The sequence below is a fragment of the Vibrio sp. STUT-A16 genome (assembly GCF_026000495.1).
GTDB lineage: Bacteria > Pseudomonadota > Gammaproteobacteria > Enterobacterales > Vibrionaceae > Vibrio > Vibrio diabolicus.
The window spans coordinates 572,571-592,970 of record NZ_AP026765.1 but is presented as its reverse complement, the minus strand read 5'-3'; the positions used below and the strand labels follow the sequence as shown (position 1 = coordinate 592,970).

The 20,400-nt window shown below is 42.9% G+C and carries 16 protein-coding genes and 10 tRNA genes; 4 read left to right on the top strand and 22 right to left on the bottom strand.

The window, feature by feature from the left end; all coding sequences use genetic code 11:
* Positions 1–7: 7 nt before the first annotated feature.
* From OO778_RS02880 to pncC, 17 genes are all read right to left on the bottom strand, one after another.
* The gene (locus OO778_RS02880) at positions 8–265 is read right to left on the bottom strand and encodes an oxaloacetate decarboxylase subunit gamma (RefSeq protein ID WP_005379932.1); all 258 of its coding nucleotides are present in this window, start codon (positions 263–265) and stop codon (positions 8–10) included.
* 555 nt (positions 266–820) lie between these two features.
* Positions 821–897: transfer RNA gene (locus OO778_RS02875), tRNA-Arg, on the bottom strand.
* A 52-nt stretch (positions 898–949) separates the two neighbouring features.
* Positions 950–1,026: transfer RNA gene (locus OO778_RS02870), tRNA-Arg, on the bottom strand.
* 53 nt (positions 1,027–1,079) lie between these two features.
* Positions 1,080–1,156, bottom strand: a tRNA-Arg gene (locus OO778_RS02865).
* A 52-nt stretch (positions 1,157–1,208) separates the two neighbouring features.
* A tRNA-Arg gene (locus OO778_RS02860) sits at positions 1,209–1,285 on the bottom strand.
* Between the two features lie 52 nt (positions 1,286–1,337).
* Positions 1,338–1,414: transfer RNA gene (locus OO778_RS02855), tRNA-Arg, on the bottom strand.
* A 52-nt stretch (positions 1,415–1,466) separates the two neighbouring features.
* Positions 1,467–1,543, bottom strand: a tRNA-Arg gene (locus OO778_RS02850).
* 55 nt (positions 1,544–1,598) lie between these two features.
* A tRNA-Arg gene (locus OO778_RS02845) sits at positions 1,599–1,675 on the bottom strand.
* Positions 1,676–1,760: 85 nt separating this feature from the next.
* A tRNA-Ser gene (locus OO778_RS02840) sits at positions 1,761–1,852 on the bottom strand.
* Positions 1,853–1,881: 29 nt separating this feature from the next.
* Positions 1,882–1,958 (bottom strand) — tRNA-Arg (locus OO778_RS02835).
* Between the two features lie 32 nt (positions 1,959–1,990).
* Positions 1,991–2,082: transfer RNA gene (locus tag OO778_RS02830), tRNA-Ser, on the bottom strand.
* Between the two features lie 334 nt (positions 2,083–2,416).
* The gene (csrA, locus tag OO778_RS02825; protein ID WP_004415691.1) at positions 2,417–2,614 is read right to left on the bottom strand and encodes a carbon storage regulator CsrA; all 198 of its coding nucleotides are present in this window, start codon (positions 2,612–2,614) and stop codon (positions 2,417–2,419) included.
* A gap of 92 nt (positions 2,615–2,706) precedes the next feature.
* Positions 2,707–3,894: an aspartate kinase gene (locus OO778_RS02820; RefSeq protein ID WP_104969790.1), complete on the bottom strand. Its 1,188-nt coding sequence runs from the start codon at positions 3,892–3,894 to the stop codon at positions 2,707–2,709.
* Between the two features lie 211 nt (positions 3,895–4,105).
* Complete coding sequence (gene alaS / locus OO778_RS02815; protein WP_109169448.1) at positions 4,106–6,688, bottom strand: alanine--tRNA ligase; 2,583 nt, start codon at positions 6,686–6,688, stop codon at positions 4,106–4,108.
* Between the two features lie 142 nt (positions 6,689–6,830).
* Entirely contained in the window at positions 6,831–7,298 is a 468-nt protein-coding gene (gene recX / locus OO778_RS02810; RefSeq protein WP_005393871.1) for a recombination regulator RecX, read from the bottom strand.
* 128 nt (positions 7,299–7,426) lie between these two features.
* A complete protein-coding gene (gene recA, locus OO778_RS02805; protein ID WP_005393872.1) occupies positions 7,427–8,470 on the bottom strand; it encodes a recombinase RecA in 1,044 nt (347 codons plus the stop codon).
* A 200-nt stretch (positions 8,471–8,670) separates the two neighbouring features.
* Positions 8,671–9,153 carry a nicotinamide-nucleotide amidase gene (pncC, locus tag OO778_RS02800; protein WP_264910663.1) on the bottom strand — a complete coding sequence of 161 codons (483 nt, stop codon included), beginning with the start codon at positions 9,151–9,153 and terminating at the stop codon, positions 8,671–8,673.
* 366 nt (positions 9,154–9,519) lie between these two features.
* On the opposite strand from pncC, the gene OO778_RS02795 reads away from it, so the two are divergent.
* Positions 9,520–10,779 (top strand): flagellin, encoded by a 1,260-nt coding sequence (locus OO778_RS02795; protein ID WP_264910662.1) that lies wholly within the window; start codon positions 9,520–9,522, stop codon positions 10,777–10,779.
* A 70-nt stretch (positions 10,780–10,849) separates the two neighbouring features.
* On the opposite strand, the gene OO778_RS02790 is transcribed toward OO778_RS02795, so the two are convergent.
* Both OO778_RS02790 and OO778_RS02785 read right to left on the bottom strand, forming a co-directional pair.
* Positions 10,850–11,656 carry a hypothetical protein gene (locus tag OO778_RS02790; RefSeq protein ID WP_029851397.1) on the bottom strand — a complete coding sequence of 269 codons (807 nt, stop codon included), beginning with the start codon at positions 11,654–11,656 and terminating at the stop codon, positions 10,850–10,852.
* Positions 11,656–11,883, bottom strand: coding sequence for an AlpA family phage regulatory protein (locus OO778_RS02785; RefSeq protein WP_029851398.1), 228 nt, complete (start codon positions 11,881–11,883; stop codon positions 11,656–11,658). The genes OO778_RS02790 and OO778_RS02785 overlap by 1 nt, the downstream gene beginning before the upstream one ends.
* Positions 11,884–12,065: 182 nt before the next feature.
* On the opposite strand from OO778_RS02785, the gene OO778_RS02780 reads away from it, so the two are divergent.
* Complete coding sequence (locus OO778_RS02780) at positions 12,066–12,983, top strand: hypothetical protein (RefSeq protein WP_264910661.1); 918 nt, start codon at positions 12,066–12,068, stop codon at positions 12,981–12,983.
* A 599-nt stretch (positions 12,984–13,582) separates the two neighbouring features.
* Positions 13,583–13,930 (top strand): hypothetical protein, encoded by a 348-nt coding sequence (locus OO778_RS02775; RefSeq protein ID WP_146074157.1) that lies wholly within the window; start codon positions 13,583–13,585, stop codon positions 13,928–13,930.
* A 347-nt stretch (positions 13,931–14,277) separates the two neighbouring features.
* Here OO778_RS02775 and OO778_RS02770 read toward each other — a convergent pair whose 3' ends face one another.
* A complete protein-coding gene (locus OO778_RS02770; protein ID WP_205390999.1) occupies positions 14,278–15,552 on the bottom strand; it encodes a site-specific integrase in 1,275 nt (424 codons plus the stop codon).
* A 173-nt stretch (positions 15,553–15,725) separates the two neighbouring features.
* Here OO778_RS02770 and mutS point away from each other — a divergent pair, with 173 nt between their 5' ends.
* Positions 15,726–18,317, top strand: a complete 2,592-nt coding sequence (mutS, locus tag OO778_RS02765) for a DNA mismatch repair protein MutS (protein ID WP_264910660.1) — start codon at positions 15,726–15,728, stop codon at positions 18,315–18,317.
* A gap of 82 nt (positions 18,318–18,399) precedes the next feature.
* Here mutS and rpoS read toward each other — a convergent pair whose 3' ends face one another.
* Together rpoS and OO778_RS02755 are read right to left on the bottom strand one after the other, a co-directional pair.
* Complete coding sequence (rpoS, locus tag OO778_RS02760) at positions 18,400–19,386, bottom strand: RNA polymerase sigma factor RpoS (protein WP_005393877.1); 987 nt, start codon at positions 19,384–19,386, stop codon at positions 18,400–18,402.
* 80 nt (positions 19,387–19,466) lie between these two features.
* Entirely contained in the window at positions 19,467–20,390 is a 924-nt protein-coding gene (locus OO778_RS02755; RefSeq protein WP_264910659.1) for a peptidoglycan DD-metalloendopeptidase family protein, read from the bottom strand.
* Positions 20,391–20,400: the final 10 nt, after the last annotated feature.

Sequence of the window (20,400 nt, the reverse complement as noted above, 5' to 3'; positions counted from 1 at the left end):
GGTTCGGCTACTTCGCGAATGAGGCGCGATGTTTATGAATCGCAGCCGAGATCGCCGCCACTACTTGTGGACTAACAGCTGAAGAGGTTGATTGAATATTAGTATTTGTTTTTGGTGCTGCGATCGGCTCTGGTACTTCTTCTGGTACCAATTTCGACATTAGCCGAACGAGATAAACAAGAATAGTGAGGAAAATAAATACGACCGCCATCCCCGTTAGCATCAGGGTGGCCGCATCTACTAGCAGGCTTCCTATATTAGTCATGTTGCTTCCTTTCTTTGTCATCCTGACAACGTGCAGGACTTTAATAGCGTCAAATCCCGACCAATGGATTATCTCGATTGGTTAAATTTTGTCAATTTTGTTTAAGGAAGGTTTGTAATAATCCTGATAAATGATTATTTATTCACTACCCAGATCACAGTTCATGACAAAATAATTACTGCGAATCTGCTATCTCCTTACGAACAGAGTAAAGGAGGACATAAATAAAAACTGCGATTTGGATTTCAAAACCAAATCGAGATTTACACATAAAAGCCAATAAAAACAAAAGGATGTCATTTAATAACAATTAATAAACAAATAAAAAACAAAGAAGTTACATTTAAACAATTGAAGTGAAAGAAACGGAAATCAATATACAGGAGAGATAGTAAGGATGGATTCACAAACTACAGCAGAAACTTTATTCCAAATTGCTTAGATAAGCACATATTCGCTTTTGGAAAAGAAGGGCATCGCCTCTAACGACTCAGGTTATAGTTCTAGATGTCCAGATACAAAAAAGCCTCGCAATTGCGAGGCTTTTTCAGTAAATGGCGCGTCCTGGAGGATTCGAACCTCCGACCGCCTGGTTCGTAGCCAGGTACTCTATCCAGCTGAGCTAAGGACGCGCAGTTTTCGATATCAACTTTCATCAATATCAGGGCAATACCCTTTAATAAGTGGCGCGTCCTGGAGGATTCGAACCTCCGACCGCCTGGTTCGTAGCCAGGTACTCTATCCAGCTGAGCTAAGGACGCGCAAGTTTTCGATATCGACTGTCATCAATATCAGGGCAATACCCTTTAATAAGTGGCGCGTCCTGGAGGATTCGAACCTCCGACCGCCTGGTTCGTAGCCAGGTACTCTATCCAGCTGAGCTAAGGACGCGCAGTTTTCGATATCGACTTTCATCAATATCAGGACAATACCCTTCAATAAGTGGCGCGTCCTGGAGGATTCGAACCTCCGACCGCCTGGTTCGTAGCCAGGTACTCTATCCAGCTGAGCTAAGGACGCGCAGTTTTCGATATCGACTTTCATCAATATCAGGGCAATACCCTTCAATAAGTGGCGCGTCCTGGAGGATTCGAACCTCCGACCGCCTGGTTCGTAGCCAGGTACTCTATCCAGCTGAGCTAAGGACGCGCAGTTTTTGATATCGACTTTCATCAATATCAGGGCATTACCCTTTAATAAGTGGCGCGTCCTGGAGGATTCGAACCTCCGACCGCCTGGTTCGTAGCCAGGTACTCTATCCAGCTGAGCTAAGGACGCGCAATAATCTTATTTTACTTTGTATAACCCGTTTATCAAACGAATTATTAAATAGTGGCGCGTCCTGGAGGATTCGAACCTCCGACCGCCTGGTTCGTAGCCAGGTACTCTATCCAGCTGAGCTAAGGACGCGCAGATCTTCTTGCTAGGAAGTTGTGAAGCAAATCACATTCATTTCTTACGAAACAAAAAAAAGGCCATCGGGCCAGTCAATGAATGGCGGTGAAGGAGGGATTCGAACCCTCGATACGGGATAAACCGTATACTCCCTTAGCAGGGGAGCGCCTTCAGCCTCTCGGCCACCTCACCGTTTTCATTGTTATATCTCAAAAGAGATATGGCGCGTCCTGGAGGATTCGAACCTCCGACCGCCTGGTTCGTAGCCAGGTACTCTATCCAGCTGAGCTAAGGACGCACTTTTTTGTTGATTTCTCAACGTTGCAAGAATGGCGGTGAGGGAGGGATTCGAACCCTCGATACGGGATAAACCGTATACTCCCTTAGCAGGGGAGCGCCTTCAGCCTCTCGGCCACCTCACCGTCTTGCGGAGGCACATATTACGTTTTACCGAAAATATGTCAAACACTTTCTTTGAAAAAATCCACGAAACTGACTTAACCGTTGCTGATTTAATCAAAGTGACTATTAAACGAACTTTACCACTCTATTATGATGAAAAAAAGAGAGTCTTCTCTGAAAAAAAGACATTTATTTTCAAACAACTTCCTGGTGTTCGATTCAACAATATTGACGGATTCACGGCCACACTCAACACAATGGTTTCCGCAAATCTTCAAAAGCATTAAAGACTAAAAAGGCCAACCCTTCGGTTAGCCTTTTTCATTCAAACTAAGCTCTGTAAACAGGAGCGACTTAGTAGTTACCTGAAGCAACGTTGCCATTGCCTTTTTCAGCTTGAATGCGCATGTAGATTTCTTCACGGTGAACTGAAACCTCTTTCGGAGCGTTAACGCCGATACGTACTTGGTTACCTTTCACACCTAGTACAGTTACAGTCACTTCATCACCAATCATCAGTGTTTCGCCTACGCGGCGAGTCAAAATTAGCATTCTTTGCTCCTTGAGTAATCTCTAAATTTTCTTGCTACAAAGCTATTATCCAACAAAAGTTATATTTTCGTAAACTACCTTGTTAGCGAAAATTAGCCTAAAAAGGCATGTTTTTGTTGAATGTTTAATGCTTCACTAGACGTAATGTAAGCATCATGCAGAATGTTTGCTGCTGTATCCACACATTCGGGTGCTAAAACTAGCATCATAGTGAGTGCATTCGTTGCGCTGAAATTGATCTCAATATCTCGCTTTGCCAACAAATCGCATGCGTGCTCTACCATTCCATTGGCATCAAGCCCCACTGCGGTCAACAGGCTTACCACTTCACTATTACGGATTTTGTCGCTGAACACCAGATCGAACTTGGCACATGCATCTTGTTTTATCATGATACCTGCCCGTTCTGCTTCCTCGATCACATTCCAAATGTCTATACCCAACATCTGACATTGTTTTGTAGCACTAGATAAATGTTCTTTATCGACTTCGATAATGGCAAGGTCACGTTGAATGGCTATACCAGAGACGGCTTGATTGCCTGACTCCCCCTTTACCAAACTGCCTTCATTAACATCAAATGTCGAAAGCACGCGTAGTGGCACATTATTCTTCCATGCAAATTGCACTGAAGGTAAATGTAATACTTTTGCGCCTCGGCTTGCCATCGCTTCCATTGAAGGAAAATCGATAACCGCCAATTTGCGCGCATTTTTCACTACACGTGGGTCACAAGTATAAATACCATCAACGTCGGTAAAGATTTGACACTCGTCAGCGCGCAATGCGCCCGCCAGTGCCACTGCGCTCGTATCTGAGCCACCTCGACCTAATGTGGTGATATCCCCGTTCTCATTCACACCTTGAAATCCCGCAACAATCACGATTTGGTCTTGCTCAAGCAATCCCATAATTGTCGTGGTATCAATGTGTTTAATCGTTGCGTCATTGTGTTGATTATCCGTCACAATATTCGCCTGTGCTCCGGTAAGCGAGCGCGCAGCATGACCCATTTTATTCAAAGTCATGGCTAACAGTGCCATTGACACTTGCTCACCAGCAGAGAGCAAAACATCAAGTTCTCGAGCTGTAGGTACGCTATCTATCTGTTTAGCGAGATCCATCAGTCTGTTTGTTTCGCCTGACATTGCAGACACGACAACAACAACTTGATTGCCATCATTTTTCGCCTTAATGATGTGTTCAGCGACTTGGTGGATTCTTTCAATTGAACCCACAGAGGTTCCGCCAAACTTTTGCACGATAAGGGGCTTTTTCACCAGTCTTCACCTTCCCAAGACCGAAGTCTCTTTAGAACTGCTTACATCTTAAATATTTCCTTTGAGAAAAATTATATAAGCAGTAGTTACAACAAAAACCAAGCAGCTTAAATGACTCGGTTAACTTTTGGTCAATTAAACCACTTGGTTGCTAAAAAAATTACGCTCAATCAAAGAAACTTGATTGAGCGTAATTTTATTAGTTAAGAGCTTATAAACGCTCTTCTAGCCAAGGCTGAACTGTTTTGATTGCCTCTGGTAGTGCTGAAACATCAGTACCACCGGCTTGAGCCATGTCTGGACGACCACCGCCCTTACCACCGACTTGCTCTGCAACCATTTTAACTAGATCACCTGCTTTTACTTTACCAGTGAGATCTTTAGTCACACCAGCAATCAAGCCAACCTTGTCACCCGTTACGTTTGCAAGCAGTACAACACCAGAACCCATTTGATTCTTGATGTCATCAACCATGGTACGTAGGTTCTTGCTATCAGCACCTTCAAGGGCCGCGACTAGAACTTTTGTGCCATTTACTTCAACCGCTTTGCCCATGATGTTAGCGCTTTCTGCGGCTGCCATCTTATCTTTTAGCTTCTGCACTTCTTTCTCTAGTGCTTTTGCTTTCTGTGCAGATTCTGCCAGTTTCTCTTCGTACTTCGCATTTTGAGCTTCAATGGCGTCTAATGCCGCCTCGCCTGTTACCGCTTCAATACGACGAATACCGGCTGCAATACCGCTTTCTGATGTGATTTTGAATAGACCAATATCACCCGTGCTTGATGCGTGAATACCACCACAAAGCTCAGTAGAGAAATCGCCCATAGATAGCACGCGAACTTCGTCATCGTACTTCTCACCAAACAGTGCCATTGCGCCTTTCTTCTTAGCAGACTCAATATCCATCACGTTGGTTTCAATCGTGTGGTTACGACGGATTTGCGCGTTAACTAGGCGCTCAACTTCTTTCAACTCTGCTGCGGTTACGGCTTCTAGATGCGAGAAGTCGAAACGTAGGTTGTCTGCCTTCACCAATGAGCCTTTCTGCGTTACGTGCTCACCTAAAACTTGGCGTAGTGCTGCGTGTAGCAAGTGCGTTGCTGAGTGGTTTAGAGAGATAGCTGCGCGACGCTCTGCGTCAACGATAGTTGCTACTTCGTCGCCTTTCGCTAGAACGCCTTCTGCCATTACACCGTGGTGTGCAATTGCGTTACCGAGTTTTTGAGTGTCCTCAACGCGGAATACACCAGATTCAGTACGGATTTCACCCGCGTCACCACACTGACCGCCTGACTCTGCGTAGAATGGCGTTTCACCAAGCACGATGATGGCTTTATCGCCTGCAGATAGTGAATCTACTTCGTTGCCTTCAACGAACATCGCTGCGACTGAGCTAGAACCTTTAGTACCTGTGTAACCACAGAACTCTGTTTGCGTATCAACTTTGATTGCTGCGTTATAATCTGTACCGAATTGACCAGCTTCACGCGCACGTTGACGCTGCTCTTCCATCGCTTTTTCGAAACCCTCTTCGTCGATCGCGAACTCACGCTCACGTGCAACGTCGTTAGTGAGGTCTGCTGGGAAGCCGTAAGTATCGTAAAGCTTGAATACCGTTTCGCCGTCTAGCACTTTGCCATCTAGGTTATCTAATGCTTCGTTAAGAATTACCATACCGCGCTCAAGTGTACGACCGAAGTTTTCTTCTTCGATACGCAGTACTTTTTCAACCACTGCTTGTTGACGCTTCAGCTCTTCGCCTGCTGTACCCATCACTTCTGCTAATACGCCAACAAGCTTATAGAAGAATGCACCTTGTGCACCTAGCTTGTTACCATGACGTACGGCACGACGAATGATACGACGTAGTACGTAACCACGACCTTCGTTTGAAGGCATCACACCATCAACAATCAAGAATGAACATGAACGGATGTGGTCAGCAATAACGCGTAGCGATTGGTTCGATAGATCTTCATAACCAATGACTTCAGCCGCTGCTTTGATAAGAGTTTGGAATACATCGATTTCGTAGTTTGAGTGAACGCCCTGCATGATTGCAGAGATACGCTCGATACCCATACCAGTATCTACCGATGGTTTTGGTAGCGGTTCCATAGTGCCGTCTGCGTGACGGTTGAACTGCATGAATACGTTGTTCCAGATCTCGATGAAACGGTCACCATCTTCTTCAGGCGTGCCAGGACGACCACCCCAGATGTGTTCACCGTGATCGTAGAAGATTTCAGTACATGGACCACAAGGACCAGTGTCGCCCATTTGCCAGAAGTTATCAGACTCGTAAGGCTTGCCACCTTCTTTGTCACCAATGCGAACGATACGATCAGCAGGCACGCCAACTTTTTTGTTCCAGATGTCGAATGCTTCGTCATCGGTTTCGTAAACGGTTACCAATAGACGATCCGCAGGCAGTTTAAGAACTTCGGTTAGGAATTCCCAAGCAAATGAAATCGCATCTTCTTTGAAGTAGTCGCCAAAGCTGAAGTTGCCTAGCATTTCAAAGAATGTGTGGTGACGAGCGGTAAAGCCAACATTTTCCAGGTCGTTGTGTTTACCACCAGCACGTACACAACGCTGAGCCGTAGTCGCTCGAGTATAGGCTCGTTTTTCTAAGCCTAAGAAACAATCTTTAAATTGGTTCATACCTGCGTTTGTGAACAGCAGGGTTGGGTCGTTATGTGGAACTAACGATGAACTTTCTACGATTTGGTGTCCTTTGCTTTCAAAGAACTTGAGGAACGCGTTACGAACCTCGTCAGTGCTCATGTACATGCAGCTCTTCCTGAAAATAGTCGAGTTAGAATTTTGCCGTATTGTAGATCATGCAAACAGCTGAGACTAGTTTTCTTGAGGAAAAGAGGGAGTAGAAGAAAAAATTTGAAGCAAAACAAAAATCAGCGCAATTGGATCAACGCTAATCTTGGTCTTCAAAGGCAAGCGCATAGCTAATTTGGTCGAAACTGTAGCCTCGGTATTGTAGAAAACGGACTTGTTTTGCGTATTCTTTTTGGTCCTTGGCTTTGACGCCTTTGAATTTCTTTTCTGCCGCCTGCTTAGCAAGTTCAAACCAGTCTTGTGGTTCTTCAGCCATGGCTTGCTCAATCACCGATTCCGCAACACGTTTCTGGTTTAACTCTTGGCGAATTCGACGCTCGCCATGTCCTTTGTATACATGCTGCCTAATTTGGCTCTTCGCATAACGTAAATCATCTAAATAGTTATGGTCTAAGCAAAAATTAATCGCGATTTCGATGTCTGATGCTTCATAGCCTTTCATCGACAGTTTTTGGTACAGCTCATACTGACCATGATCGCGACGGCTAAGCAGTTGGATAGCCGCCTCTTTGCTCGATAATGTTGGTGTCTGGCGCTTTTGGTACATGGTGATCCTAAAGGTATTTTTGCTGTACAGACTCTCAATGGCCTTTGTGATGATTCGATTTTTGATGTCAATAGATACAACAAAGCCCCGCATTGCAGGGCTTTATCACTTTTTAATCTGTGAAGGGATTAAAACTCTTCAGCTTGCTCAGGCGCCTCGCCTGCTTCAGGAGCTTCCGCAAGGGCTGGCGCTAACAACATTTCACGCAATTTAGTATCGATAGTTTTAGCCACTTCAGGATGCTCACGTAGGTAGTTGCACGCGTTCGCTTTACCTTGACCAATCTTATCGCCTTGGTAGCTGTACCAAGCACCAGCCTTTTCAACCAGCTTGTGCTTCACGCCTAGATCTACCAGCTCACCTTCGCGGTTAAAGCCTTGACCGTACATGATTTGCGTATTGGCTTCTTTAAACGGTGCAGCAATCTTGTTCTTAACCACTTTGATGCGCGTTTCGTTACCAACGACTTCGTCACCTTCTTTGATTGCGCCAGTACGACGAATATCAAGACGAACAGAAGCGTAGAATTTAAGTGCGTTACCACCCGTGGTCGTTTCTGGGTTACCGAACATCACACCAATCTTCATACGGATTTGGTTGATGAAGATACACATACAGTTAGACTGTTTTAGGTTACCAGTTAGCTTACGCATCGCTTGAGAAAGCATACGAGCCTGCAGACCCATGTGGCTGTCGCCCATTTCGCCTTCAATTTCTGCTTTTGGTGTTAGCGCCGCAACTGAGTCAACAACCATTACATCGATAGCGCCAGAGCGAGCTAGCGCATCACAAATCTCCAGTGCTTGCTCACCAGTGTCTGGCTGAGAAACCAAGAGCGCATCGATATCAACACCAAGTTTCTTCGCGTAGACAGGGTCCAAAGCGTGCTCTGCATCAATAAACGCACAAGTTTTACCTTCACGTTGCGCAGCAGCGATAAGCTCAAGCGTTAGTGTTGTTTTACCTGAAGATTCTGGACCGTAGACTTCTACGATACGCCCCATTGGCAGACCACCAGCACCCAAAGCGATATCAAGAGAAAGAGAGCCTGTTGAAATCGTTTCTACGTCCATTGCGCGGTTATCACCAAGGCGCATGATAGAGCCTTTACCGAATTGCTTTTCAATTTGACCTAGCGCAGCGGCGAGCGCTTTCTGTTTGTTCTCGTCCATTACTTTCTCCGATTTATTCATCTTCTTTGGGCGACGAATAGTAATTCATTTTTCTTAAGCAGCTAACCTGCTCAGCAATGAAAGTTATTATACTGTTGATTCATACAGTGTCTATACCTGTATAGAAAAAATTTAGTCCACTGCTTCTAAGGATTGGCTCTAACCCTTATCAATTCTGGGCTAAGACAGTGTAAGAAATTCTAAATTAAATGTTGATGCAATCGAGTCAATGCATGCATCACCGCTTGTTGACGAACTTCCGCCCTGTCACCAGAAAAATGCATGGTCTCAACAAAGAGCCAGTCGTGCTTATCCGAAAAAGCAAAGCAGACGGTTCCAACCGGCTTTTCATCACTGCCTCCCCCCGGTCCAGCAACACCACTGATGGAAACCCCAATAGTGGCATTCGAGTGTTGAAGCGCACCTTGCACCATTTCAATCACAACAGGCTCACTCACGGCACCATGTTCCTCTAAGGTTTCCGCTCTCACACCCAGCATTTCCATTTTGGCTTCGTTGCTGTAAGTGACAAAAGCTCTATCTAACCAACCTGAGCTGCCTGCAATATCAGTAATAGCGGTCGCAACACCGCCACCCGTGCACGATTCTGCCGTCGTTAAAACATGACCATACTTTGCCAATAATGCGCCTAAATCTGCGCTCAATTTTGTTGTTTTTTCCATAGCCAAAATGCCCTTTGTCTCTTTTTACTTGATAGGGATTCACGTATCCTAAGCCGCTACGGAAATAAACAAAAGAATTTACCTGTGAAAGCTGAACAAAAACACACTCCTGATGCAAGGGTGTTATAATAAATACAAAACAACAACTTATAGAGAAAAACTCAGAAGAGCTACACTTTTACCTACACTAAATACAATCTCTGCGGCAATTATTGTCCTTTCACAAGTCATATCAAAAAGAGCTAACTCTGATCTCGGCAAACAAAAGCCAATTTTCCTCAATAAACCCAACCTTTTCATAAAAAACAAGTGGCACAAATATTGCTTTAACTGCTTAATTATTTTTAATTTCCCAAGGAGTTGAGCATGGCTTTGAGCATCAATACTAATACTCTCGCTAATTCTGCACAGAACGGCTTAAAGAAAGCTAGCATGGCTCATAGAGAATCGATGGACAAGTTAAGCTCTGGCTCAAGTATTAATTCTGCAAAAGATGATGCTGCTGGGCTACAGATCTCCAATAGACTCCAAACTCAAAGCCGAGGACTTGAAGTAGCATTAAGAAACTCTAATGATGCAATATCTACGCTAGAAGTCGCTGATGGTGCTCTAAACGAATATACGAATATACTGTTCAAAGTTAGAGAACTGTCGCTCCAGTCTTTGAATGGTTCTCTTGATAAGGATGATAAAGAAGCTATTCGAAATGAAATAACTCAATTAGGAAAGGAGTTAACAAGAATTGCACAAACCACTGAGTTTGCAGGAAAGTCGTTATTTACCGGACATTCTTCGCATGAGCACAGTATGACGTTTCAAGTAGGAAGTGACTCAGGACAAGCTGTCACAGCAACCTTACCTGAATTAAGTGCTATTCAAAGTGGGCTAATGACTAGAACTAGCATCGATACATCTGCATTCGCAAATGGGGCAAATTTCGAGATTCCTTCAGGTTGGAGAACTGAAACTGGTGATTTCATAGAGTTTATTTATTCACCACAAAAAAATGGACAGACATCATTAAGAGTTGATTTTGAATCTGGCAAGTCTGCCGAAGATATTATTCACACTCTAAACTCAGCTCTTGAAGGTAGTAAAGCAAAGTTTTTTCTTGCAGAAGAGGTTAATAGTAAAGGTGAAAGTGTCCACAAGATCGGCTATAGCAGGGAATATAATTATTTCAATTCAGTAAACCCCACGTTAGGCATCGGCATTCAAAATTTTAAATCAATGCCTAATAATAATTTGATATATACGACAAACCAATGGCATTTAGGTGAACATCATGTCTCTTATGACGAGTTAATTTCTTTTAAGCCAGAAGTTGCTACTAAATTCAATAATCACTATGAAAACGCTCTAGTTCATGCAACCGACCAAATGTTGACACTAGTTGATTCATATAGGTCTGGTATTGGAGCAACTAACAATAGGTTAGAGAATGCAATCAATAATCTAACAAGCCAAAATATCAATACAACCGAATCGAAAAGCAGGATAAAGGATACTGACTTCGCCAAAGAGACTACTGAGTTAACCAAGCAAAAGATCCTCAGTGACTCAACCACGAGCATATTGGCACAAACACAGAATATCCCTAAAAGTGTCTCTCAACTACTAGCTTGACGGTGGTATTCATAATGAACCCACCGTCTAGTGTATTACCTAATATGCAGCTATATAAGCCATAGAGTGATTAATCATAATGCTCTATTCGCTTAGTAGTGCATCTCTTACGTAAACTAGCCCACTTGTGATCTGATATCCCTAGGGTAAATTTAAACTCTGAGTAGTCGTGACTATCCATAAATAGTAGATATTCAGAAAGCTTTCTTTCTCTTAAAAAGTATCCTTTCTTATTACCACCTCGATCAATCGTTATCTCTTTGCCGTAAAGCTTATGTGTGTAGCTGAGAACTGTAACTGAATCAACAATATCAAATGGATCACGCTTATACGGTCTATTTTCAGTTCCTTCCAAAAACTGATTATTACAGTGAAAAACTCGTGATTTTTTCAACGCCTTGTATGCCACATCATTATTTTTTGTATCTGGTAAAACGATGTGGAAATGTGGCAACCATGCATCGGCATACGAGTGATAATCAATTTCCATCATCCCCCAGATCGGTCCAGCGAACCCAAAGTTACGCAACACACGTCCAAACCACTTCTTCATTGCCTTAACGTCAAAATACATAAAATCAGGTGCTGTAATGCTTTTCTCATATGGAACTACCGTTAGTAAGTGCCACTTATCAACACCTGACTCAACGACTGAACATATGACCGGATTTACCAACTCGATTCTCAAATCTCGATTGCAAAGCTTACACGCCAGACTGCCACACGGCTCTCCACCATCGATACAGTCTTGCAATCGAAAACGTAGTTCATCAAACAGCTTACCACTGCTCTTTAGTGCTCTAATTCTTCGTTGATTTTCTTCAATCGAGCGTTCTGTTGTCTCGAATTTATCCATTTCTTCGATGCGCATTTTCATTAGGCTTCCTCCAAGTAAAAATCCAAAACTCTTGGACGTGACAGAATCCACTCATCGACTTCAGACTCAAACCATCCAACTCGCCTCGTGTTTGAACTACTGTCACCATCATCAAGACGCACAGGTGAGGGAAATAAACCTTTTTCAATCTTTCTGTAGATGGTTGATTTGCTGATAGAAGTTTTCTTTATAACTTCAGTTAACTGGATAATTCGAAGAGTGCTCACAACTTTCTCCTTGTGTATTTAAGTCATAAGCGGATTTACAATTTTCCTAATTCACACCAAAAACTACTTTTTTTGTGAGCATCACAAATTAAAATCAATGTAAACTTAGCTAGAATGGGTAAACAAAGGATTTACTTATCATTTTGTGAGCATCACAAATTTAAAACTTATAGAGATATTGAATGGCTACAAAAAAAGCAACCGGATTAAAGAAGAGCGAACAGCCAAAAGAATTCGAAAGATTAGAAATCGAGGTAGTCAGCTTAAGCGAGCAAATAAAGGAGCTATTTGAGACTCTGAGTTCAAAAAATGAAAGCGATGTTACGGAAGAAGCAACTGTTAGGAAACGTAAAAGCTCAGCCAAGAAAAAAGCTTCAGGTTTTACATCAAAAACTATCCATCTATCAGAAAGTGCGCTTGAACGGATGGAAAATTTGGCTGACGACCTAGGACACAAAATTGGAGAAAAAGGACTTAGCAGTGAACAGCTATCGATGTTGGTTCACTTCCTTCTTGACAGCCACAAGCAACCTAAGAACATTGAAACTCCTCAAACAGCTAAGGGACAGTACATTTATCGTCTACATCAGATTCTAAAATACCGAAGTACAGAAATGAGTGACACTATGGGTGAAATCGTTAACTTCATGAAAGAGAAGAAGTTCGTACTTCCTAGGTTCTATGGAAGCTCTAGACAAATAGACAAAATTCAAAAATATAACTGGAGCCAAAAACTGGTTAGGTCCATTCTAGATTCAGAACAACTGAACACGAAACTTAAGAATTTAAACGATAGAACCAATCGAAGCGGTAGAAAGGTCATTCGCAGAAAGGCATCAAAAACACAGCAATCTGAAGATTTTATTACCAATACAAAGGAATTGCCAACTCCTGCAAGTATTACTCTCCAAACGATTCAATCTCTTTTCGAGCAATCATCGCTCTATATGTTGGGACGAAAGCTTACCGATGATGAGATTCTAGACAAGTACGGGGTAGAAAAAAAAGTCCTTCTGAAAAAGATAATGAATCACTACAAGGATAATCCAAACATAGTGCTTGAACAGTTCCTAAATGAATTATTAGCAAGATCTCGGTGACTCAATAACAAGAACCAACGTACATAAATACATCAGTTGAATTAATCCTGATATAACCGTTTATTACTTGAGTTTCGGTGCTATCAGAGCAGATATCTTGTCCCAACTTGCTTCTGCCCCATTATGAGTTGCGATTGTGTAAGAGCACATTTGTAAACTTTACTGATCACCTATCCAAACTAATCTATTCACATCGATTTTGATACTATAGTTCATTACGTATGGACTGTGATCCATCACATAACTCAAATTTAACTTTGGGTGATATAATGCTGAAACGGATTACGGCAAATGCACCTTTGCGCCAAAGTTTGGCTCGGAGCACTCGTTCTATCGACATTCTGGCTAATGTAAAGAGAGCCACTGTATTATGATACCGAAAGACGAAATTGAATACGTACTGTCTGAAGCATCTAAGTTGGATATGACTAGTGCTATTAACTACCTACAGAGTAAACTTTATTTAAATAGTGGAATGTCGTGGGAGCACTTTGATGCCTTGTTGGTTGAGTACCAGAGAGGTCGAAACACTATTACTGCCAATTACATTCTTACATACGCTTTAATTTGCGCTAAAAATGATAGAGGAAACACAGCCAATGAAAATAGCATTGTTGACGTTAATGGCTATGGTAAGTTTTGGGACTAACGCCGCTATTCATTGCAAGACAAGTGATGACTTCAAATGGAATATACAGGTCTCTATTGGAGAAAGTGAGGTTGATTATCGTGTGTCAGGTAAATCTTTTCATTCTCCAATAATTAAAAACTCTGATGGTTCTTACAATTTATTTGATAATGTGAAAGGCAGTGAGGTTTTCCTAAGGCACTTAATTGTTAACGGTAGTGAAGGGAAAATGTTTGGAACTTACGTTGATCTAAAAAAGTCTGAAGTAATACACAAAAGTGTTGTGCCATTAACATGTGTTGAAATAAAACAATATTAAAGTGTTTGATTCATAGAGGTCGTTTCACTTCACTTTTTTGAAGATCAAGTTTATAGTGCTGCTCTTGGCTCCTCTATTCTTCGAACTGATAACGCTTTTGAATGTCCTCAGAAGAAGGTGAAGTCGTTCGGGCCATTCTTTAAGATATTTTTCTAATATCAATCTACAGATTTAGACCAAGTTTCTAACTCATAAATGTCCAAAAATGAGTTTGGTGGGCGCGTTTATCCTTATCGTATAGGTTGAATCGCACCACCAGTTTTGTGAGGTTTAACCAACTAATACACGTCACATTAGTACAAATCTGCAACCTGAAAAACCATTTAGCTTCGTAAGAGTGCTTCCAATCAAGAAATAGGCTCACTCATTAGAGAATCTAAATGGTCAGCCCATTTTTGCAACCAAACTCTACACTCATCCTCATAAGAATGAAGGTCATAAGTCCCATTAATACCTTCCTTTGTATGTCCTAAAACGGCTTCAGCAACTTCTGAAGGACACTTTTTCCTAGCAAGTCCTGTTCTAACCGTTCTTCTTAAATCATGGGGAGTCCAATTGGGGATATCTAACATCATACCTTTCTGCTTCAAACTCCAGATTTTTTCAGATAAATGTTTTTGCTGAACAGGTCTGCGAGTCCTCTGAGATTGGAAAACGTAATCATTTTTATCTCGTTTTTGGTATTTGTTCTGTAGCCACTCAGCCGCTTGATTAGAAAGCATCACATGACGAACCAGACCAGTCTTAGTTTCTCTCAAAAATAGAGTTTTATTGTTCAAGTTGACATCAGACCAAGCTAAGGAACATACCTCACCTGTTCTACAACCAGTCCAGAGCGTCAGTCTCAAGATCCCCTTTTGGTTCTGACTAAAACCAGAGATTGGTAACCAGTTCAAAAACTGAACAATTTCTTCATCATTGAAATAGCGTCTTCCTTTACTACAAGTTAATTTCACTTTGGATATTTTTAAGCTATCTTTAGCTTGTAGCGCAGGGTTTACAAATTCATAAGGTAAGTAACCAGTTGAAATAGCATAACGATACGCTGAAGTTAGTTCTCTAAGGACATACCCAGCTTGAACATTTGCTCCGCGCTCAACGATCCCCATAACCAAATCAGATATATCTTTACGGGTTAGGTCAATAGCGAGCTTTGAACCAATAGGTTTTACGACGTCTTTATACAGCGTTCGGCGAGCTTCCTTTTGTCCTTTAGGTTTCCTATTACTTGAACCTTCAATGTAGCCTTTCAGGTAATTATCAACCAAGTTTTTAACGTTGATCTTAGCGTAGCGATCTGATTCTTTAGCTTGAGTCTCTAGGAGCTTCTGTTTTTCCAATTCTCTTTTAGGACACTTACCTGCATCTCTAATAGCTTTTAAGTGCTTAAGCTCAACTCTAGCTTGCTCCAAAGACATGTCTGGATAAGTGCCAAGCTTAGCTTGAGTTATCTTGTTGTTTACCGGAGAACGATAGCGGTAAGTAAATGTCTTACGTCCTGTTTTACCAACATTAACTCGCAACCCTCTATATTCACCAACATCAACCAAGGTTTTTCCATCAGCTTTATGGTTTCTAATTGCTCGATCACTAAGAGGTTTGTTACTCTTTCCCACGGTCATATTTGTATAATCCTTAACTAATACGCAAACAACACAATATGACTATCTTAGTGTAGGAAGAATCCAAAAGCTACACAAAAACCTACACTTAGTTATGGGATTCACTGACACCAAGTGGCACTCCATGAGACTAGAAACCACACATGGTTGGTCGTAAAACATTGAATATTATTATGAAAACATTAGAAGAAACCAATAAAAACAAAGCAACCAACCACAAACACACACCTATGATGCAGCAATACCTCAAGCTAAAAGCTGAGAACCCTGAGATTTTGCTGTTCTACCGCATGGGCGATTTCTACGAACTCTTTTACGATGATGCAAAGCGAGCGTCCCAACTGCTTGATATTTCGCTAACTAAGCGCGGTTCGTCAGCTGGAGAGCCTATTCCTATGGCGGGAGTGCCATTTCACGCAGTAGAAGGCTATCTAGCAAAACTTGTTCAGCTTGGTGAATCAGTCGCAATCTGCGAACAAATTGGCGATCCAGCCACCAGCAAAGGTCCGGTAGAACGTAAAGTTGTGCGTATTGTGACACCAGGCACTGTTACTGATGAAGCATTGCTTTCTGAGCGTGTCGATAACTTAATCGCAGCCATTTACCATCACAACGGTAAGTTCGGTTATGCGACGCTGGATGTCACTTCTGGTCGCTTCCAACTGACAGAACCAGAAACCGAAGAAGCGATGACAGCCGAGCTTCAGCGTACCGCACCACGTGAGCTACTATTCCCAGAAGATTTTGAACCTGTACATTTAATGGCGAGCCGCAATGGTAACCGTCGTCGCCCAGTATGGGAGTTTGAGCTTGATACGGCTAAGCAACAACTCAATCAACAGTTTGGCACCAAAGATTTGGTTGGTTTTGGCGTAGAACATGCATCCCTAGGGTTATGTGCTGCTGGTTGTTTGATCCAGTATGTGAAAGATACACAACGTACGGCTTTACCTCATATTCGCTCTTTAACGTTTGATCATCAGGACCAATCCGTCATTCTTGATGCCGCTACCCGACGCAACCTGGAAATTACTCAAAATCTAGCAGGCGGAACCGATAACACGCTAGCTGCGGTACTCGACCATTGTGCGACGCCGATGGGCAGCCGAATGCTGAAGCGTTGGTTACATCAGCCTATGCGTTGCATTGAAACGTTAAACAATCGTCTTGATGCGATTGGTGAGATTAAAGAACAAGCGCTGTTTGCCGATCTTCAACCAACGTTAAAACAAATTGGTGATATTGAACGTATCTTAGCACGCCTTGCACTACGCTCTGCTCGCCCTCGCGATATGGCTAGACTTCGCAATGCCATGCAGCAGCTACCAGAGCTAGAATCTGTCACCGCTTCTTTGACCCATCCATACCTAGCAAAACTGGCGCAATACGCAGCTCCGATTGACGAAGTATGTGATCTGTTAGAGCGTGCAATTAAAGAAAATCCGCCGGTTGTTATTCGTGATGGTGGTGTGATCGCTGAAGGCTATAATGCCGAGCTCGATGAATGGCGCAAATTAGCAGACGGTGCAACAGAATACCTTGAGCAGCTTGAGCGAGATGAGCGTGAACGACACGGCATCGATACGCTTAAAGTCGGCTACAACAACGTACATGGCTTCTTTATTCAAGTGAGCCGTGGCCAGAGCCATTTGGTTCCACCGCACTATGTACGTCGCCAAACACTAAAAAATGCCGAACGCTATATCATCCCAGAGCTCAAAGAGCACGAAGACAAAGTACTTAACTCGAAATCGAAAGCGCTGGCACTTGAAAAGCAGCTGTGGGAAGAACTGTTTGATCTATTGATGCCAAATCTGGAGAAGCTGCAGAATTTAGCTTCTGCTCTGTCTCAACTCGATGTACTACAAAACCTAGCAGAGCGTGCAGATTCGTTGGATTACTGCCGACCAACGCTTGTGAAAGACGCTGGCATTCACATTCAAGCAGGTCGTCACCCAGTCGTAGAGCAAGTAACAACAGAACCGTTCATTGCGAACCCAATAGAGCTTAACCCAGCTCGTAAGATGTTGATCATCACCGGTCCAAACATGGGTGGTAAATCCACCTACATGCGTCAAACTGCGCTGATTGCATTGATGGCACATATCGGCTCTTATGTACCTGCAGAATCTGCACAAATTGGTTCTTTAGATCGTATATTTACTCGTATTGGAGCGTCAGATGATCTCGCATCTGGTCGTTCTACCTTCATGGTAGAAATGACGGAAACCGCTAATATTCTGCACAATGCAACTAAAAACAGTTTAGTGCTAATGGATGAAATCGGTCGCGGTACCAGTACTTACGATGGCCTATCTTTAGCTTGGGCAAGTGCGGAATGGCTCGCAACACAAATTGGTGCGATGACACTATTTGCAACTCACTACTTCGAATTGACAGAGTTGCCAAACCAACTGCCAAACTTAGCGAACGTTCACTTGGATGCCGTAGAACATGGTGACAGCATTGCCTTTATGCACGCAGTTCAAGAAGGTGCGGCAAGTAAGTCTTACGGCTTGGCTGTTGCGGGCTTAGCTGGCGTACCAAAAACGGTCATCAAAAATGCGCGTAACAAGCTATCTCAGCTAGAGCAACTGGGGCAAAACAGTGACACACCGCGTCCAAGTGCAGTAGATGTGGCTAACCAGTTGAGCCTGATTCCAGAGCCTAGCGAGGTCGAACAAGCTCTGTCAGGTATTGATCCTGACGACTTAACGCCACGCCAAGCTCTTGAAGAGCTGTATCGCTTGAAGAAGATGCTGTAAACAGACTCACACCAACGAGCAAAAAAGAAAAAAGGCTATGGGGAACCATAGCCTTTTGCGTATCTAGTGAAATACGGATTATTTAATCGTCTTCTACGTTAAATAAGTTTTCCATATTCAAACCTTGTTTGATTAGGACTTCACGAAGACGACGTAAACCTTCCACTTGTATTTGACGTACTCGCTCACGTGTCAGACCAATCTCTCGACCAACTTCTTCAAGCGTCGAAGGCTCATAGCCTAGAAGACCAAAACGTCGTGCAAGTACTTCTTTCTGTTTTGGATTCAACTCTTCTAACCAATGAATCAGCGATGATTTGATATCGTCATCTTGAGTCGAGACTTCTGGATCGGAGTTGTTTGCGTCGGGAATAATATCCAACAGCGCTTTTTCACCGTCACCACCGATTGGTGTGTCGACAGAACTGATACGCTCATTGAGACGTAGCATTTTGCTTACATCTTCGACTGGAATATCTAACTGAGCAGCAATTTCTTCTGCGGTAGGTTCGTGATCGAGCTTCTGAGAAAGTTCACGCGCAGTACGCAGATAAATGTTCAGCTCTTTCACGACATGAATAGGTAGACGGATCGTACGAGTTTGGTTCATCAACGCACGTTCGATCGTTTGTCGGATCCACCAGGTCGCATAAGTAGAGAAGCGGAAACCACGCTCTGGATCGAACTTCTCGACCGCACGGATCAAACCAAGGTTACCTTCTTCAATCAGATCGAGTAGTGCTAGGCCGCGATTACTATATCGACGAGAGATCTTGACCACCAAACGTAGGTTACTTTCGATCATACGTTTACGTGCCGCTTCGTCGCCACGCAGGGCTCGTCGAGCATAAAGCACTTCTTCTTCGGCAGTAAGTAGAGGTGAGAAGCCAATTTCACCTAGATACAACTGAGTTGCGTCTAAGCTTTTACTGCTCGCGTCAAATTCTTCACGCGCAGCCGTTTTGCTTTCTGTGGATGATGATTTTTCGAGTTCGTTATCAATGGTCTTCACTGACGCATTGTCAAATGCAAACTCTTCAACTTTGGTTACTGTGTTGCTGATACTCATAACGCCTCCCCCTGGCGAGTTAGCAAGGCATGACAACTCAATATGTCGCTAAATGATGTCGCAAGTTGTTTTTCAAAGTTTTAAGGCAAATAGCGTTTTGGATTCACCGATTTACCTTGATAGCGAATTTCAAAGTGTAGCTTGACTGATTTTGCACCTGAGCTACCCATGGTGGCGATTTTCTGTCCGCTTTTTACACTTTGTCCTTCTGATACCAGCAGCTTGTCATTATGTGCATAGGCGCTTAAATAATTGTCGTTATGCTTTACTATAATTAAGTTGCCATAACCTCGTAGCGCATTGCCTGAATAAACAACGGTGCCGGCTGCGGTTGAAACGATAGGTTGACCACGCTGTCCTGCGATGTCGATACCTTTATTTCCCTGTTCTCCCGCCGAAAAGTTCTTGATTACTCTCCCTTTTGTTGGCCACAACCACTTAGAAACTTTATCACTCTTCGCCGTGGTAACTGGCGCTTTTTGCTTCACTTTTTGGTTATCTTTTGAACCAACATACTCCTTTGTTTTCGATTGTTCAACCTTCTTTGGAGGCTGTTTTTGTACGACTTTAGGCTTAGTCTCTGTAGGTTTTTGACTAGAGTTTTTACTTGAAGTTTTCGGTTTAGAGGCTGTTGATGTTTTCGTCACTGGGGCTGGTGGCGTCGTAACAACAGGAACCACAACGGGTTCAACTTTTTGGCCATATTTAGGGGCGACATATTTCGGAGCCCAAAGTTTTAGCCTCTGTCCAGGGTAGATGGTGTAAGGCTGAGTTAACTCATTGTAACGGACAAGATCATTTACATCTTTATCTGTGACATAAGCTATGAAGTAAAGTGTATCGCCTTTTTTTACCTCATAATAACTCCCTCTGTAACTTCCTCTTTCAAGGCTTGAATAGTCTTTCGTTAAGCTAGAGACAGGTGCAGGAGAATGCGCTGCACAACCAACTAGTCCTGCAGCAAACACAAAGCTAATACCAATATGACGTAATAACTTACTCACCTATCCCTAA

Bases quoted from the DNA above. Each gene is read 5' to 3' on its own strand.
- OO778_RS02880 (WP_005379932.1), bottom strand. From the start codon at position 265: ATGACTAATATAGGAAGCCTGCTAGTAGATGCGGCCACCCTGATGCTA.
- csrA (WP_004415691.1), bottom strand. From the start codon at position 2,614: ATGCTAATTTTGACTCGCCGCGTAGGCGAAACACTGATGATTGGTGAT.
- alaS (WP_109169448.1), bottom strand. From the start codon at position 6,688: ATGTACATGAGCACTGACGAGGTTCGTAACGCGTTCCTCAAGTTCTTT.
- recX (WP_005393871.1), bottom strand. From the start codon at position 7,298: ATGTACCAAAAGCGCCAGACACCAACATTATCGAGCAAAGAGGCGGCT.
- recA (WP_005393872.1), bottom strand. From the start codon at position 8,470: ATGGACGAGAACAAACAGAAAGCGCTCGCCGCTGCGCTAGGTCAAATT.
- pncC (WP_264910663.1), bottom strand. From the start codon at position 9,153: ATGGAAAAAACAACAAAATTGAGCGCAGATTTAGGCGCATTATTGGCA.
- OO778_RS02795 (WP_264910662.1), top strand. From the start codon at position 9,520: ATGGCTTTGAGCATCAATACTAATACTCTCGCTAATTCTGCACAGAAC.
- OO778_RS02790 (WP_029851397.1), bottom strand. From the start codon at position 11,656: ATGAAAATGCGCATCGAAGAAATGGATAAATTCGAGACAACAGAACGC.
- OO778_RS02780 (WP_264910661.1), top strand. From the start codon at position 12,066: ATGGCTACAAAAAAAGCAACCGGATTAAAGAAGAGCGAACAGCCAAAA.
- OO778_RS02775 (WP_146074157.1), top strand. From the start codon at position 13,583: ATGAAAATAGCATTGTTGACGTTAATGGCTATGGTAAGTTTTGGGACT.
- OO778_RS02770 (WP_205390999.1), bottom strand. From the start codon at position 15,552: ATGACCGTGGGAAAGAGTAACAAACCTCTTAGTGATCGAGCAATTAGA.
- mutS (WP_264910660.1), top strand. From the start codon at position 15,726: ATGAAAACATTAGAAGAAACCAATAAAAACAAAGCAACCAACCACAAA.
- rpoS (WP_005393877.1), bottom strand. From the start codon at position 19,386: ATGAGTATCAGCAACACAGTAACCAAAGTTGAAGAGTTTGCATTTGAC.